Here is a 14,647-nt window from a genome sequence, read left to right on the forward strand (position 1 = left end):
ATAAATTAGTTTGCCCGTTTCGTGACCCTGGCTGGCCGGTCGCCGGCGGAGAGTTCGCCGTGTCCGGCATTTCGCTTGGCATGGGGCATAGCATCGCCGCGCAAGCGGGCAGCGATGTTACGGGACAAGCAGTCTCCTGTCGCTGGGCGGCACGTAGCCTTCCATGCCGAACAGCATCAGGACGAGCGACACCAGGAAGAAACCGACCGCCACACCGAGCGCAATCCGGGCGTAGAGTTTGTAGACGTCGCTCAAGACGGTGCCGAACACCCGTCGTGCCGAGCCATCGGCCGGGCGCGATTTCTCGTCGAGATAAAGCCACACTTCGGTGTGTTTGGGATTCTTGATGCCTGCGGTCATGGCTTTCCACATCAGTGCCAGTGCCATTGCCAGCGTAAGGAACGCGCCGGAGCGAAAGGCGGATACCGGATTGAAGGAGAATCCGATCATGACACAGCCGATGGCAAGCGATCCGAACATCACGGCGCGCCCGATGCACTCCACAGCGACCCGCCTGATCTCGTCCATCGGCTGCCTCGGCAACAAACTGGCCAAGAATGTGCGAGCCCTTCGACCATATCAAGTCACTTTAAGGCGAATGGACATGCCGGCGCAGCTCCGGCTGACCCGGCGCATCGTTGCGAACGCCATAGCCCGAAATTCAGCCGTCGACGCGGCCTGCCGGCGGGCCTTATGCTGCGGGACATCCGGCAGGAGAAGGCTTTTCGGCCATGTCGAAGGGGATGGGAATGAAACGGGCGACCGGCGCGACACCACTGATTGCCATAGCGGCTGCGGCCGTCGACACCGAAACAACCGGGCTCGACGCCACAAAGGCACGCGTGGTCCAGATTGGCGCAATCGGCATCGCGCATGGCAAAATCGTCCAGGAACCTCGGTTCAATCTCCTCATCGATCCTGGTGAAGCAATCCCGCCTGAGGCCTCGCGCGTCCACGGCATCACGGATGCCGATGTTGACGGAGCCGGGAGCTTCCTGGATGCGTGGGCGCCATTCCAGGAGTTCGTTGGAGACCGCATCCTCGTCGGCCACTCGATCGGCTTCGACCTGGCGGTATTGAAACGCGAATGCCAACGCGCCCGTTTGCCATGGAAAAAGCCTCGGTCGCTGTGCGTCCGGCTTCTGGCAACCATAGCAAATCCCGATCTGGCGGACCATTCGCTGGACATGATCGCCGCCTGGCTTCGCCTGGAGATAGCTGGCCGCCATACGGCACTGGGCGATGCGATCGCGGCGGGAGACATCTTTGCCGCGTTGATTCCGGAATTGCGCAAGCGCAACATCCGAACGCTCGGAGAAGCCGAGGTCGCCTGCCTTGCCCTTTCGCACACTCTCGAAGCCGGCCATCGTGCCGGCTGGGTTGAGCCGGTGTCGCGACCCCAGATTCCCGCGTTTCAGCCGGTCGATCCGTATGCCTATCGCCATCGCGTCGGCAGTCTTATGAGCGACCCGCCAGTCGTGGTGAAATCGGCCGAACCGACCAAGCAGGTCATCGACCTTATGGTCAGGCGCAAGATCAGCTCGGTCCTCGTGTCCGACCGAGGAGCGCCGGACCAACCGGTCGTGGAGTACGGCATCGTTACCGAGCGCGATCTGCTGCGCCGCATATCATCCGACGCCGAGCGCGTTTTTGACCTGCCGATCGGAAGCATCGCAACGCGACCGCTGATAAGCATCCGCGCCGCTGCATTCGCCTATCGAGCGATCGGGCGCATGGATCGGCTGAAAGTTCGCCACCTCGCCGTCCGCGACGAGGTGGGCATGCTGGTCGGCGTGCTTTCGGCGCGCGACCTGCTGAGGCTGCGCGCCACCGCGGCCATCAATCTCGACGACACCATCGAGCATGCCAAGGACGTCGCCGAATTGGCGGCCGCCTGGTCGATGCTGCCGGGCGTCACGCGGTCGCTCATCGGCGAGGAGATCGACCCGCGCGTGGTGGCGGAAATCATCAGCGAGGAACTTTGCTCCCTTACGCGCCGCGCCGCCGCGCTTGCGGAACAACAGATGCTGATCGAAGGCCACGGCCCGCCGCCCTGTGCCTACGCCGTGCTCGTGCTCGGCTCAGGCGGCCGTGGCGAAAGCCTGATGGCAGCCGATCAGGACAACGCCATCGTCTTCGCACATGGCGAGCCGGACGGGCCGGAAGACGGCTGGTTCAAAAATCTCGGCGCCAAGCTCGCCGACATGCTCGACATCTCCGGCGTGCCGTATTGCAGAGGCGGGGTAATGGCCGCGAACGCGGCATTCCGCGGAAGCCTCGACACCTGGAAGGGGCGCGTCGAGGATTGGGTACGCCGCCTACGGCCGGAGGACCTGCTCAACGTCGATATCGTTTACGACCAGAGGCCGGTTCACGGCGACATGACGCTGGCCGCGCGGTTCATCGACCATGCATATGACCGCGGCCACGCCGAGCCGGTCTTCGCGAAGCTTCTCGGCGAGCAGATAGCAGCCGGCAATCCCTTCACTCTTTTTGGCGGCTTTCAGCTTGAAAATGGCCGGCTGGACATCAAGAAGCATGGCCTTTTTCCGATCGTTGCGACCGCTCGCACTCTTGCAATCCGCCACGGCATCCGCGAACGGAGCACACGTGCCCGGTTCGAGAAACTGATCGCGCTGGACATTGGCGGCGAGCGCGACATCAAGGCAATGCTGGCTGGCCACGCCATGCTGATCGGGTTGCTGCTCGGTCAGCAGACGCATGACATCTACGCCGGCATTCCTGCCTCCAACCGCATCGCGATCGATGACCTTACGCGCGAGCAGCAGGCAGAACTCAAGAGCCTCATCAAGCGCCTTCAATCAGTACCCGACCTGATGCGGGACCTGATGTTCGCATAGCCGGCGACGTTCGAACGGTGCAAGGTCGAAGGGAACCTTGGATTTCGGAGGGCAGGAACAAATTCAGATGCGCGCGGCGCCAAGCAGTTCGTCGACCAGGGCGCTGCGGTCAGCCTGCTCAAGGAAATCCTCATGCGTGCGCAGCAAATTCATTCTCAGGAAGTTGAAAATGTAGTCGTAGTCGTTGGTCAGTAGATTGGGATGGATCGGGACCATCTCGAAAACGGTCCGCGCCAGCGGCTCGGGGATTTCACGCACCGGCCGCGGCGGACCGATCTGTGTGGCGGCGAGGCGCCGGCGTGTGAGCTCGGCGGCGTCCTCCCAGAAAGTGGGGGGCGAGCCCTCCGGAACGGCATATCTGGAGAAGCTTGCCAAGGCCACTTTTTCCAGCGCCGCTGGCAGGCCTCGCTGGCGCAAGCCGGCAGGTTCACGCAGCGCACCCTCTACCATCTCCGCCACGATGGCGTAGCACGCGGGATAGGCGCGCCAGCGCGAATGGTTCAGCGCCGCCTGGAACTCCTTCTCGCTGAACAGCTTCTGCCAGTAGACCCCTGCCCTGACGCGGCAGAACTCGACGATGCTTTTCTGCGCCAGGAAGGCGGCGCGCGAATCCATGAAGTCAGCCAGTTCGGCAGCGCTGCCGATCGGCTGTGGCTTGCGCAGGAACTCGGGCAACAGCTTGTTCAGCAGGCTCACGGCGCTCTCCCTTCTTTTTTATTTCCGATCGATATTGACCGTTTAGCCTTCGCGACACCGCGCCGCCAGTCAACTCTCACCGATTCTAAAGTCGTATGAACAGCAGCAACAAGAAGTGTTACCTCTATAAAGTTACGGTCGGCTGATTCTATACCTGGCCGCAACATTTGCCGGAGGACTTCCGCGTTAGCGGAAGAGGCAAGCTTTAAAACGGCGCCTTGCGGTCGAGACGGTTCGCAAGCTGCCCAACCAAGGGAGGGTTCAACGCCATGGCGACGCCAGACCGCGTAAGTTATTGGAACAAGACCAAGAGCCTCATGTTCGTCATGTTGGGCCTGTGGGTGTTCTTCGGCTACATCATCCACATGTTCGTGGAGCAACTCAACACCATCGTTATTTTTGGCTTTCCGCTCGGCTTCTACATGGCCGCTCAGGGCTCGCTCATCGCCTTCGTCGTCATGCTGTTCTGGTTCGCACGACGCCAGAACGCGATCGACGAAGAGCATCATGTCAATGAAGAATGATCGGGGGAACTTCAATGGCTAACACGACAGCGACTACCGCAGGCGGAGGCGATTTCACCTCCAATCTCGGCCGCATCTACGGCATCTACACTGGCGGCTTCATCGCCTTCATCATCCTGATGGCTATCCTGAGCGCCATGGGCGTCGAGAATGTTATAATCGGCTACCTGTTCATGGGCTTCACCATCGTCATCTACGCGGTGATCGGCGTTTTGAGCCGCACGATGCAGGTCGGCGAATATTACGTCGCGGGGCGTCGCGTACCGGCGCTCTACAACGGCATGGCGACGGGCGCCGACTGGATGTCGGCGGCTTCCTTCATCGGCATGGCGGGTTCGCTATACCTGCTCGGCTATGACGGCCTCGGCTTCGTGCTCGGCTGGACCGGCGGCTATGTGCTCGTGGCCATCCTCGTTGCGCCATATCTGCGCAAGTTCGGCGCCTACACGGTTCCCGACTTCCTGTCGGCCCGCTATGGCGGCAATCTTGCCCGTCTGATCGGCGTGATCGTTCTGTTCTCCTGCTCGTTCACCTATGTGGTCGCGCAGATTTTCGGCACCGGGCTGATCTCGGCCCGCTTCCTGGGCATCGACTTCAACGTCGCAGTCTATGTCGGCCTGGCCGGCATTCTCGTCTGCTCGATGCTCGGCGGCATGCGCGCCGTCACCTGGACGCAGGTCGCGCAGTACATTGTGCTGATCATCGCCTATCTCATCCCTGTCATCTGGATGTCGACGGTGAAAACCGGCGTGCCGATCCCGCAACTGATGCAGGGCCAGGCGCTGGCGAACATCACCGCGCTTGAGACGGCGCAAGGCATCACGCTTCATCACATCACGCCATTCGCGCATGGCGGTTATGATGCCAAGAACTACTTCCTGCTGATCCTCTGCCTGATGGTCGGAACGGCGTCCCTGCCACACGTCCTGATGCGATACTTCACCACCCCGTCGGTACGTGAGGCGCGCGTCTCGGTCGCCTGGTCGCTGCTGTTCATTTTCATCCTCTACTTCACGGCGCCCGCCTACGCGGCGTTCGCCAAATGGACGATGCTCGACCTGGTGGCGTCGGGCCTGACGCCTGAAAACATCGCCGAGAAAGCCGGATGGATGATGCGCTGGGCCGCTGCCGACAATACGCTCGTGCAGATCTGCGGCAAAGCGGCGACAGACACCGCGGCGATCGTCGCGGCCTGCGCCGAAAAGGGCGTGACGGCACTTTCCTTCGCCGACATCAACCTCAACGCAGACATGATCGTGCTGGCCACGCCCGAAATGGCCGGCATGCCTTACGTCATCTCGGGCCTCGTCGCCGCCGGCGGCCTTGCCGCCGCGCTCTCCACGGCGGATGGCCTGCTGCTGGCCATCGCCAACGCGCTCAGCCACGACATCTACTACAAGATGATCGACCAGAACGCGCCGACGTCGCGGCGTCTGATCGTGTCGCGCATCTTGCTGGTTATGGTTGCGGTACTGGCCGCTTACGTCGCGTCGACCAAGCCGTCGGACATCCTGTCGATGGTGTCGTGGGCGTTCTCTCTCGCGGCCGGCGGGCTCTTCCCAGCCCTGGTGCTCGGCGTCTGGTGGAAGCGGGCCAATTCGGCTGGCGCGGTCGCCGGCATGATCGCGGGCTTCGGCATCACTATCTTCTACCTCGTCATGACGCAGTACGGCGCCGACTTCGACAAGGCGACGCCCAATATGGAACTGTGGTGGGGGGTGAAGAACATTTCGTCGGCGGCCTTTGGTCTGCCGGTGGGCTTCGCCGTGATGATCATCGTGAGCCTTCTCACCAAGGCGCCGTCCCGGGATATGCAGGATTTCATCGAGGAAATCCGTGTGCCGCGCGGCAAGCAGATGATGGAAGAAAAGATTGCCTGATCTCGTATAGCGATCGGTGCTCGAGGCGGGGTCCGGCGACGGACCCCGCTTTCATTTCGGGGGCGCCGCTGTCATAACGCGGCGGCGCCGCTCCTTGGAAAATTCCACATGAACGATTTCTGGTCCTACTGGTATTTCCACATACCGAATTTCATCCTTGCCGCCGCGATGTACACGCTGATGGGGCGTCTTCTGCTCGGCCTCTTCGTGCCCGAAAGCTGGGACAACTACATCTGGCGCTTCTTCAAGAGCGTCACGGACCCGATCCTGCGGATGGTGCGAACCATCACGCCGTCGATCCTGACCCAGCCGGTGGTGATCGTCTTCAGCGTGCTCTGGCTTATGGCCTTGCGCGTGGGCTATCTCGTCTTGCTGATCAATTTCGGCATCGCGCCGATGGCTTCACAAGGGGGTTGAGGCAATGGACAGGAGCGCTCTTGTGCCAGTCATGGCGGTCGCCATCGTCAACGGTATCTTTTCGCCGTGGGTGCTGATGGTGTTCCTGTTCTATCCGGTCTGGTATCCGGGCTGGGCGCCTCCCTTAAGTCAGATCGTTTACATGGCAAGTGCGCTGATCCTGTCGACGGTGACCATCATGCTCGCCGGCGTGCCGGCGGCCCTCTATGAGCGCTGGTCGGCGCAGCCCAGTAGCATCGTCGTCTCGTCTATCTGGCTTGCCGGTACGGTTTTGCTGACGCTGCCGGCGCTGCCGAATGTGATGCGGGCGCTCAGCGGCGGCTGAGAATTCCCTTCGGGCCGGCAACCCGGCGGTATGGCGGGATCGGACAAATCTTCCGCTTCCGGCTAACATGTCGTCTTCTCCATGCTAAATTGACTAAGCCGGTCGAGAGGTAACTGTCCGTCGGCATTTCGCTGGGCTGTCAACGTTCTTCCCGGCGAAACGGCTTGAGCAGTGCCGAAGGCGCGACAGCATTGCGCGACATCACCGCCATCGCAACGATGGTGAAGATGAAGGGCAGCATCAGGAACGCCTCGTAGGGGATGTGGCCAAGCCCGCTCGCCTGCATGCGCAACTGCAAGGCATCGACAAAGGCGAACAGCAATGCCGCCCCCGCAGAGCGCCACGGATCCCAGCGGCCGAACACGACGAGCGCGATCGCCACCCAGCCGCGACCCGACACGACGCCGAAGGTGAAGGCGTTGAACTGCGCCATCGACAGGAAGGCGCCGGCCAGCCCCATCAGCGCGCCGCCGAGAATGACCGCCTGGAAGCGCGTCGCAATCACGCTGACCCCGGCCGAGTCGGCGGCGCGGGGATTCTCGCCGACCATGCGCACCGACAGGCCCCATGGCGTGCGGTAGAGCACGAAGGCGGCGAGCGGAATGGCCAACATCGCCATGTAGACCAGCGCAAACTGGTTGAACACCGCCGGCCCGAGCACCGGGATGTCGGAGAGGACAGGGATCGGCAGCGTGGCGAAACCCTTGATGTTCGGCGGCACCGATTGCTGGCCGAAGATCAGCCGGTAGAGGAAATAGGCGAGACCCGATGAGAACAACGTCACGCCGATGCCGCAGACATGCTGGCTCAAGCCCAACGCCACCGTAAACAGCGCATGCAGCGCGCCCATCAGCATACCGGTCAGCACCGCCGCAAGCACGCCGAGCCACAGGCTGCCGCTGAGGCTGGTCGCCGTAAAACCGGTCATCGCCGACAACAGCATGATGCCCTCGATGCCGAGATTGAGCACGCCGGCCCGCTCGGAGAACATTTCGCCGAGCGTCGCAAAAGCCAGCGGCGTGGCGATGCGGATGATGGCGGCGAGGAAGCCGACCTGAAAAATCTGTTCCAGCACCACGCTCACCGGGCCACCCCGACGCGGCGGATGCGATAGGCCGTGAACAGCAGCGCCACCAGCATGGCGAGCAATGCGGTTCCCTGGATGACGTCGCTGAGGAAGGCCGGAACGCCGGTTGCCCGCGACATCGCCTCGGCGCCGGTCATCACGGCGGCAAGGAAGATCGCCGCCGGCACCACGCCGAGCGGATTGAGCCTGGCCAGCATGGCGACGACGATGCCGGAATAGCCGTAGCCCGGCGAGATATCGCTCATCACCTGGAAATGCACGCCGCCGACCTCGCCGACGCCGGCCAGCCCGGCAAGCCCTCCGGAGAGCAGCGCGGTCGAAAGCAGCACGCGTTCGACATTGATGCCGCCATAGCGCGCCGCTTCCGGGTTTTCGCCGGTCACCCTGATCCTGAAGCCGAGCGTCGTGCGCGCGATCAGGAACCAGATCAGGGGTGCCGCGACCAGAGCCGCCAGCACCCCGACATGCAGCCTGGTGCCTTCCATCAGCACCGGGAAGTTCGCTGAATCCTCGATCGGCGGCGAGATCGGATAGCCGCTGAATGTATCCTTCCACGGCCCTTCAATCAGCGCCATCAGCGCATAGAAGATGACCGAGTTGAGCAGCAGCGAGCTGACCACGTCGTCCACCTTGAACTTCACCCGCAGCGTCGCCGGCACCAGGGCAACGGCGGCGCCGGCGGCCGCACCCGCCACCGCCATCAGAAGCATGGCGAGCGGCCCCGGCATCGGAATGGCGCCGACCGCGCAGCTCGCCACCGCGCCGGCAAGCAATTGCCCCTCGGCGCCGATGTTCCAGAATTTGGCGCGGAAGGCGACGGCGACAGCTAGCCCGGTGAAGATCATCGGTGTTGCCCGCACCAGCGTTTCGGTGATGGCGTAGCTGTCACCAAGTGAGGCTGAGAACATCACGCCATAGGCCTCGACCACACGGGCGCCGGCCAGCGCGATGAGACCGCTGCACAGGATAAGCGTCGCCGCGATCGCCAGCAGCGGCAGCGCCAGATTGAACCAGGCGGGCGTCGAGGTGCGGGCTTCGAGGCGGAACATCACGCTGCCTCCTCGGTCTGCCCGGCTCCGGTCATCAGCAGGCCGAGTCGTGCGATCGTGGCGTCGGCGCTGTCCAGCGTGCCGGCGATGCGCCCCTCATACATCACCGCAATGCGGTCGCAGAGCATCAGCAGCTCTTCGAGATCCTCGCCGATGACGATGATGCCGCAGCCCTTGGCGCGCATGTCGAGGAATTTCTCATGGATGAAACGGGCGGCGCCGATGTCGAGGCCGCGCGTCGGCTGCGACACGATCAGCACTTGTGGGTCGAAGGCAAGCTCCCGCGCCAGCAGCGCCTTCTGCAGATTGCCGCCGGACAAGGCACCGGCGCGCGTCATCGGCCCGGGGCAGCGTATGTCATAGGCCTTGATCTGCGCCTCGGCGAAGGCGCGGATCGCATCGGGCTTGAGCAACCCCTTGCGGCTGAACGCCTCCGTGCCGATGCGCGGCAGCACCATGGAGTCGGCAAGTGGCAGGTTGGTGACGAGACCCGTCGTCATGCGGTCTTCCGGGATGCGGCCGAGGCCGAGCGCCTGCACCGCGCGTGGCGAGAATTGCTCGACTTTCTTGCCGGCTATCGTCATCCGTCCGGCATCGGGCGCGGCCACGCCGGAAATCACCTCGGCAAGCGCCCGCTGGCCGTTGCCCGAGACACCGGCAATGCCGAGGATCTCGCCGGCACGGACGAAGAGCGAGACGTCCCGCAGCGCCATCCCCGAATGACGCGACGTGGAAATGCCATCCAGCGTCAGTACAGCTGCACCTGGCGTCGACGGTCCCCTGGCCGGCGGAACGATCTCGTGGCCGCACATCAACCGCGCCATCTCCGAGGACGTCGTGTTGGCCGGATCATCAACACGTCCCGCGACGCGCCCGTGCCTGAGCACGACGCAGCGATGCGTCAGCGCCCGGACTTCGTTGAGCTTATGCGAGATGAAGATGATGCCGAGGCCCTGGGCGGCCATGGACCGCAACGCCGCAAACAGCCCGTCGACCTCGGTCGGCGCCAGCACCGCCGTCGGCTCGTCCAGGATCAGGAGCCTGGCCCCGCGAAACAGCGCCTTGACGATTTCCAGCCGCTGTTGTTCGCCGACCGACAGCGCCGCAACCGGAAGATCGGGATCGAGCGTCAGCCCGTGCTGCCGGCCGATCTCGGCCAGCCGCGCCAGTCCACCGGCGCGATCGATGCGACCCGACTTGCCGGGAATGCCTATCAGCAGGTTTTCCAGAACCGAGAGCCGTGGCGCCAGGTGAAAATGCTGGTGCACCATACCGATGCCGGCGGCAAGCGCATCGGCCGAACTGTTGATCGTCACCGGCCGGCCCTCGACCAGGATCTCGCCGGCATCCGGCGCATAGGCGCCGAACAGCACGTTCATCAGCGTCGTCTTGCCGGCGCCGTTCTCGCCAAGCAGCCCAAGAATTTCGCCCGGCGCCACGCTGAGATCGACGGCCTCGTTCGCCTTGACGGCGCCGAAGCTCTTGGTGATGCCACGCATTTCGATGAGGGGGGCGGACAAGGGTGCTCCTGAACTGTGAGGGCGTGCCCGGCGCATGGCGGTGAAGCGGCCAATCTCCCCCCTTGAGGGGGAGATGTCCGGCAGGACAGAGGGGGGCGCCTAGCACCGACCCCTAAAGACCAGAACTCAATCCGAGACCGGCGTATTCTCATCCACGTCGACACGGAAATTGCCGTCGAGGATTTCGGCCTTCTTCTTCTCGACCAGCTCCTTGACGTCCGCCGGCAGCGTCTTGTCGAATTTGTGGTAGGGCGCCAGAGAGGAACCACCCTTGGCCATGCGCGAGAAATCGCCGTAATCCTGCGCCGTGAACACGCCGGCCTTGACCAGCTTGATCGCCTGTTCGACGGTCGGATACATGTTCCAGACCGGCCCGGTTATCACCGTGTCTGGGCCGAGACTCGACTGGTCGGACATGTTGGAGATGGCGAGGATCTTCTTCTCCACCGCCGCCTCGATGACGCCGAAGCGCTCGGCATAGATCACGTCGACGCCGGCATCGATCTGCGCGATCGCGGCTTCCTTGGCCTTTGGCGGGTCGAAGAAGGAGCCGATGAAGGCGACCTTCTTCTTGATGTTGGGATTGACCTCCTTGGCGCCGGCAAAGAAGGCGTTGACCAGCCGGTTGACCTCGGGAATGCCCATCGCCGCCACCGCGCCGACCGTACCGCTCTTCGACATCTTGCCGGCGATCAGCCCGGAGAGATAGGCCGGTTCGTGGATCCAGTTGTCGAAGACGCCGAAATTCGGCTCCGCCGGTCCGGCGCCGGAGCCGAACAGCCACGCGACCTTCGGGAACTGCTTGGCGGTCCTGCGCGATTCGCGCTCGGCCGCGAAGGCGTCGCCCAGCACCAGCTCATAGCCGCCTTGCGCATATTCACGCATGACGCGGCTGAAATCCGCCGTCTGCACCTTTTCCGACCATTTGTATTCGATACCGAGTTCCTTCTCGGCCCTCTGCAGGGCGACATGGATCTGATTGTCCCACGGCTCCTCGATCGGCGTGGCGAAGATCGCCGCCACCTTCAGCTTCTTGTCCTGCGACCAGGCCTTGCCCGGCAGCATGGCCGCCGCCAGGCCGAGTGCGCCCAGCTCCAGCACATTGCGGCGCGAGAACCCTTCGCGTTTCAATTGGAATCTGCTCTTCCCGTTTTCCATTCTCATACCCCTCTGTTCGACAGCCATGTCGAGCCGGCTGTTCGGTAGATTTTCGAAGACGGGGAACTATGGAACGGCGTCGGACTTTTGTCCACATGGTCAAATTTGAAGGCGCCAGGATTCAGCCGCCACCGCGGCCGAAAGACCAGGGATCAAACCCGTTCGAGCACGATCGCAATACCCTGGCCAACACCGATGCACATGGTGGCAAGCGCATAGGCGCCGCCACGTTCGCGCAGTTCCAGCGCTGCCGTGCCCGCTATCCGCGCACCCGACATGCCGAGCGGATGACCGAGCGCGATGGCGCCGCCATTCGGGTTGACGTGCCCGGCGTCCTCGGCAATGCCGAGTTGGCGCAATACGGCAATGCCTTGCGAGGCAAAGGCTTCGTTGAGTTCAACCACGTCGAACTGCTGCGGCGTCAGGCCGAGCCGCGCGCAAAGCTTCTGCGTGGCCGGCGCCGGGCCGATGCCCATGATGCGCGGCGCAACGCCAGCGGTCGCACCGCCGAGGATGCGGGCGATCGGTGTCAGGCGATATTTCTTCACGGCCGCTTCCGAGGCGACGATGAGCGCCGCCGCGCCATCATTGACGCCCGACGCGTTGCCGGCGGTGACCGTGCCGCCTTGCCGGAACGGCGTCGGCAATTTCGCCAGCGCCTCGATCGTCGTGCCCGCGCGCGGATGTTCATCCTTCGAGACGATAACCGGGTCGCCCTTGCGCTGCGGGATGGTCACCGCTGTGATCTCTTTCGCCAGCCGGCCACTGGCTTGTGCTGCGACCGCCTTGTCCTGGCTGCGCACCGCAAACGCATCCTGGTCGGCGCGGGAGACGGCAAACTCTTCCGCCACGTTCTCGCCGGTCTCCGGCATCGAATCGACACCATACTGCTGCTTCATCAGCGGATTGACGAAGCGCCAGCCGATGGTGGTGTCGTGGATCTCGGCATTGCGCGAAAAGGCGGTCTCGGCCTTGGGCATGACGAACGGCGCACGCGACATCGACTCGACGCCACCGGCAATCACGAGATCCGCCTCGCCAGCCTTGATGGCGCGCGCGGCGATGGTGACGGCATCCATGCCCGAACCGCACAGCCGGTTGACGGTCGAGCCGGAAATCTCCCTGGGCAGGCCGGCGAGCAGCAGGGACATCCGCGCCACATTGCGATTGTCCTCCCCTGCCTGGTTGGCGCAGCCATAGACGACATCGTCGACCGCCTGCCAGTCGATGCCTGGATTGCGCTCGACCAATGCCTTCAGCGGCACGGCGCCGAGATCGTCCGCGCGGACTAAAGCCAACGCCCCGCCGAAGCGCCCTATCGGCGTGCGGATGTAATCGCAAATATAGGCCTCGGCCATCTATGCAGCCTTCCCTTTTCCAGTCCCCGCATGCGCCGCCTTGGTGCGGGCCTGCAGGTCGCGCAACGTCTTCAGTTCGAGCGCGGTCGGCGCTGGCGTCTCTTCGAGCGCATCGGTGAATTTCACCGTCCAGCCGCAGGTCGCCTGCACCTCGGCGCGCGAGACACCGGGATGCAGCGACACTACCGTGAATTCCTTGGTTACCGGGTCAGGCTTCCAGATGGCGAGATCGGTGATCAGCAGCGTCGGCCCTGCTGTCTCGATGCCGAGCCGCTTTCGGTGATCGCCGCCCTCGCCATGGCCGAAGGAGGTGAAGAAATCGATGGTCTCGACCATGCCGCGCTTCGACTGCGCCATGGTGATGTAGATCTCCTTCGACGAGGTGGCGATCTCCGGCGCACCGCCGCCGCCGGGGAGCCGGGTCTTCGGGTGAGGATAGCCGCCGATGACCGTGGTGTTGATGTTGCCGAATTTGTCGAGCTGGGCAGCACCGAGGAAGCCGATCGAGATGCGGCCGCCCTGCAGCCAGTAGCGGAACATCTCCGGCACCGAAACGGTGGTGACGGCGGTGTCGCACAATTCGCCGTCCCCGATCGACAGCGGCAAGACTTGCGGTGCGGTGCCGATGGTGCCGCTCTCATAGATCAGCGTGATGTCGGGCGCATGCGTCAGCCGCGCGACATTGCAGGCGGCCGACGGCGCGCCGATGCCGACGAAACAGACATCGTCGTTCTTCAGCGCCCGGCTGGCGGCGATCGTCATCATTTCATTGGGCGTGAAACCCGACTCGCTGTCGCTCATGCCGCAATCCTCAGATGCTCGACGCGGCCAGCGAAATCGGCGGCGGTCCTTTCGATGACGTTCGCCTGCATCCACCCCTGGAATTTCTCACGGTCCGCCGCGATCTCGTCCCATTCGAGATAGGCGGCATTGTCCCTGATATAGTAGCCATGCGTATAGGACGGGTGCGACCCACCCGGCACGACTGAAATGGCCGAAATCGTCCAGCTCGGCAGCACGGTCAGATTGGGATGCAATTCGTCGAAACTGTCGACCACTTCCTCGACCGTCACCACGGCGCGCTTTGCCGCCAGAACCGCTTCCTTCTGGATGCCGATGATGCCCTCGACCAGCACATTGCCCTTCCGGTCTGCCTTCTGCGCATGGATGAAGGTGACATCGGGGCGGATGGCGGGAACCGCGGCAAGCACCTCGCCGGTGAACGGGCAAGTGACCGTTTTGATGTTCGGATTGACCGCAGCCAGGCCGGCGCCGCGGTAGCCACGGAACACGGCGCAAGGCAGACCGGCCGCGCCCGCTTCATAGGCATTGGCCATGCCGGCATGGCTGTGTTCCTCGACCTCGATCGGCCGGGGAAAGCCGTTCTCGATGGCGTCGCGGGCGCGCCGCAACAGACCGACACCGGGATTGCCGAGATAGGAGAAGACGATCTTCCTCGCCATGCCCATGCCGATCATCTGGTCGTAGACGAGGTCCGGTGTCATGCGGATCAGCGTCAGCTCTTCAAACCCCTGGCGGATTGCTTCATGCGCCGCCGCCGTCGGGATCAGATGGGTGAAGCCCTCGAAGGCGACCGTGTCGCCATCGTTCAGATTCCCCGCCACGGCCTCGCTTAGCGGCAGGAATTTGACCATCGTCCACGCTCCAAAGCTCGAAAAGTTCGTATTGCGAACTTATGTTTTATATGGGATACTTTTACGTCGAGTTTTGGCGTAAAGTCAATCTGGCAGCGCCGCCATTTTCAGGAGGCC

The 14,647-nt window shown here is 63.4% G+C and carries 14 protein-coding genes; 5 read left to right on the forward strand and 9 right to left on the reverse strand.

The annotated features are described in order from the left end of the window. Positions 1–117: 117 nt before the first annotated feature. A complete protein-coding gene (locus C9427_RS23445; RefSeq protein WP_107651460.1) occupies positions 118–528 on the reverse strand; it encodes a hypothetical protein in 411 nt (136 codons plus the stop codon). A gap of 221 nt (positions 529–749) precedes the next feature. Here C9427_RS23445 and C9427_RS23450 point away from each other — a divergent pair, with 221 nt between their 5' ends. Further along, positions 750–2,861 carry a DUF294 nucleotidyltransferase-like domain-containing protein gene (locus tag C9427_RS23450; protein ID WP_107651461.1) on the forward strand — a complete coding sequence of 704 codons (2,112 nt, stop codon included), beginning with the start codon at positions 750–752 and terminating at the stop codon, positions 2,859–2,861. Positions 2,862–2,924: 63 nt separating this feature from the next. Here C9427_RS23450 and C9427_RS23455 read toward each other — a convergent pair whose 3' ends face one another. Further along, positions 2,925–3,557 (reverse strand): hypothetical protein, encoded by a 633-nt coding sequence (locus C9427_RS23455; protein ID WP_107651462.1) that lies wholly within the window; start codon positions 3,555–3,557, stop codon positions 2,925–2,927. Between the two features lie 269 nt (positions 3,558–3,826). Here C9427_RS23455 and C9427_RS23460 point away from each other — a divergent pair, with 269 nt between their 5' ends. From C9427_RS23460 to C9427_RS23475, 4 genes are all read left to right on the forward strand, one after another. Next, positions 3,827–4,081, forward strand: a complete 255-nt coding sequence (locus C9427_RS23460; RefSeq protein ID WP_107651463.1) for a DUF4212 domain-containing protein — start codon at positions 3,827–3,829, stop codon at positions 4,079–4,081. 14 nt (positions 4,082–4,095) lie between these two features. Beyond that, positions 4,096–5,961 (forward strand): sodium:solute symporter family protein, encoded by a 1,866-nt coding sequence (locus tag C9427_RS23465; protein WP_107651464.1) that lies wholly within the window; start codon positions 4,096–4,098, stop codon positions 5,959–5,961. A gap of 108 nt (positions 5,962–6,069) precedes the next feature. After that, positions 6,070–6,378, forward strand: a complete 309-nt coding sequence (locus C9427_RS23470) for a YggT family protein (protein WP_107651465.1) — start codon at positions 6,070–6,072, stop codon at positions 6,376–6,378. A 4-nt stretch (positions 6,379–6,382) separates the two neighbouring features. Next, positions 6,383–6,703: a hypothetical protein gene (locus tag C9427_RS23475; protein ID WP_146172582.1), complete on the forward strand. Its 321-nt coding sequence runs from the start codon at positions 6,383–6,385 to the stop codon at positions 6,701–6,703. A 139-nt stretch (positions 6,704–6,842) separates the two neighbouring features. On the opposite strand, the gene C9427_RS23480 is transcribed toward C9427_RS23475, so the two are convergent. The 7 genes from C9427_RS23480 to C9427_RS23510 all read right to left on the reverse strand — a co-directional run bounded on the left by C9427_RS23480 (position 6,843) and on the right by C9427_RS23510 (position 14,530). Beyond that, positions 6,843–7,787, reverse strand: coding sequence for an ABC transporter permease (locus C9427_RS23480; RefSeq protein ID WP_107651467.1), 945 nt, complete (start codon positions 7,785–7,787; stop codon positions 6,843–6,845). Further along, positions 7,784–8,839: an ABC transporter permease gene (locus C9427_RS23485; RefSeq protein ID WP_107651468.1), complete on the reverse strand. Its 1,056-nt coding sequence runs from the start codon at positions 8,837–8,839 to the stop codon at positions 7,784–7,786. The genes C9427_RS23480 and C9427_RS23485 overlap by 4 nt, the downstream gene beginning before the upstream one ends. Further along, entirely contained in the window at positions 8,839–10,359 is a 1,521-nt protein-coding gene (locus tag C9427_RS23490; RefSeq protein ID WP_107651469.1) for an ABC transporter ATP-binding protein, read from the reverse strand. Before C9427_RS23490 ends, C9427_RS23485 begins: the two co-directional genes overlap by 1 nt. Before the next feature lie 126 nt (positions 10,360–10,485). Then, entirely contained in the window at positions 10,486–11,490 is a 1,005-nt protein-coding gene (locus C9427_RS23495; protein ID WP_425351675.1) for a BMP family protein, read from the reverse strand. A gap of 179 nt (positions 11,491–11,669) precedes the next feature. After that, a complete protein-coding gene (pcaF, locus tag C9427_RS23500) occupies positions 11,670–12,875 on the reverse strand; it encodes a 3-oxoadipyl-CoA thiolase (RefSeq protein WP_107651471.1) in 1,206 nt (401 codons plus the stop codon). Further along, on the reverse strand, positions 12,876–13,676 hold the full coding sequence (locus C9427_RS23505) for a CoA-transferase subunit beta (protein ID WP_107651472.1): 801 nt from the start codon (positions 13,674–13,676) through the stop codon (positions 12,876–12,878). It lies immediately after the preceding gene. Next, positions 13,673–14,530 carry a CoA transferase subunit A gene (locus C9427_RS23510; RefSeq protein ID WP_107651473.1) on the reverse strand — a complete coding sequence of 286 codons (858 nt, stop codon included), beginning with the start codon at positions 14,528–14,530 and terminating at the stop codon, positions 13,673–13,675. Before C9427_RS23510 ends, C9427_RS23505 begins: the two co-directional genes overlap by 4 nt. Between the last annotated feature and the right edge of the window lie 117 nt (positions 14,531–14,647).

It is taken from the genome of Mesorhizobium helmanticense, from assembly GCF_003034915.1.
Taxonomy (GTDB): Bacteria; Pseudomonadota; Alphaproteobacteria; order Rhizobiales; family Rhizobiaceae; genus Mesorhizobium; species Mesorhizobium helmanticense.

Excerpts from the sequence above, each read along its gene's own strand:
- C9427_RS23510 (WP_107651473.1), bottom strand. The coding sequence starts at position 14,530 with ATGGTCAAATTCCTGCCGCTAAGCGAGGCCGTGGCGGGGAATCTGAAC.
- C9427_RS23460 (WP_107651463.1), top strand. The coding sequence starts at position 3,827 with ATGGCGACGCCAGACCGCGTAAGTTATTGGAACAAGACCAAGAGCCTC.
- C9427_RS23465 (WP_107651464.1), top strand. The coding sequence starts at position 4,096 with ATGGCTAACACGACAGCGACTACCGCAGGCGGAGGCGATTTCACCTCC.
- C9427_RS23505 (WP_107651472.1), bottom strand. The coding sequence starts at position 13,676 with ATGAGCGACAGCGAGTCGGGTTTCACGCCCAATGAAATGATGACGATC.
- C9427_RS23470 (WP_107651465.1), top strand. The coding sequence starts at position 6,070 with ATGAACGATTTCTGGTCCTACTGGTATTTCCACATACCGAATTTCATC.
- C9427_RS23450 (WP_107651461.1), top strand. The coding sequence starts at position 750 with ATGAAACGGGCGACCGGCGCGACACCACTGATTGCCATAGCGGCTGCG.
- C9427_RS23445 (WP_107651460.1), bottom strand. The coding sequence starts at position 528 with ATGGACGAGATCAGGCGGGTCGCTGTGGAGTGCATCGGGCGCGCCGTG.
- C9427_RS23475 (WP_146172582.1), top strand. The coding sequence starts at position 6,383 with ATGGACAGGAGCGCTCTTGTGCCAGTCATGGCGGTCGCCATCGTCAAC.
- C9427_RS23485 (WP_107651468.1), bottom strand. The coding sequence starts at position 8,839 with ATGTTCCGCCTCGAAGCCCGCACCTCGACGCCCGCCTGGTTCAATCTG.
- pcaF (WP_107651471.1), bottom strand. The coding sequence starts at position 12,875 with ATGGCCGAGGCCTATATTTGCGATTACATCCGCACGCCGATAGGGCGC.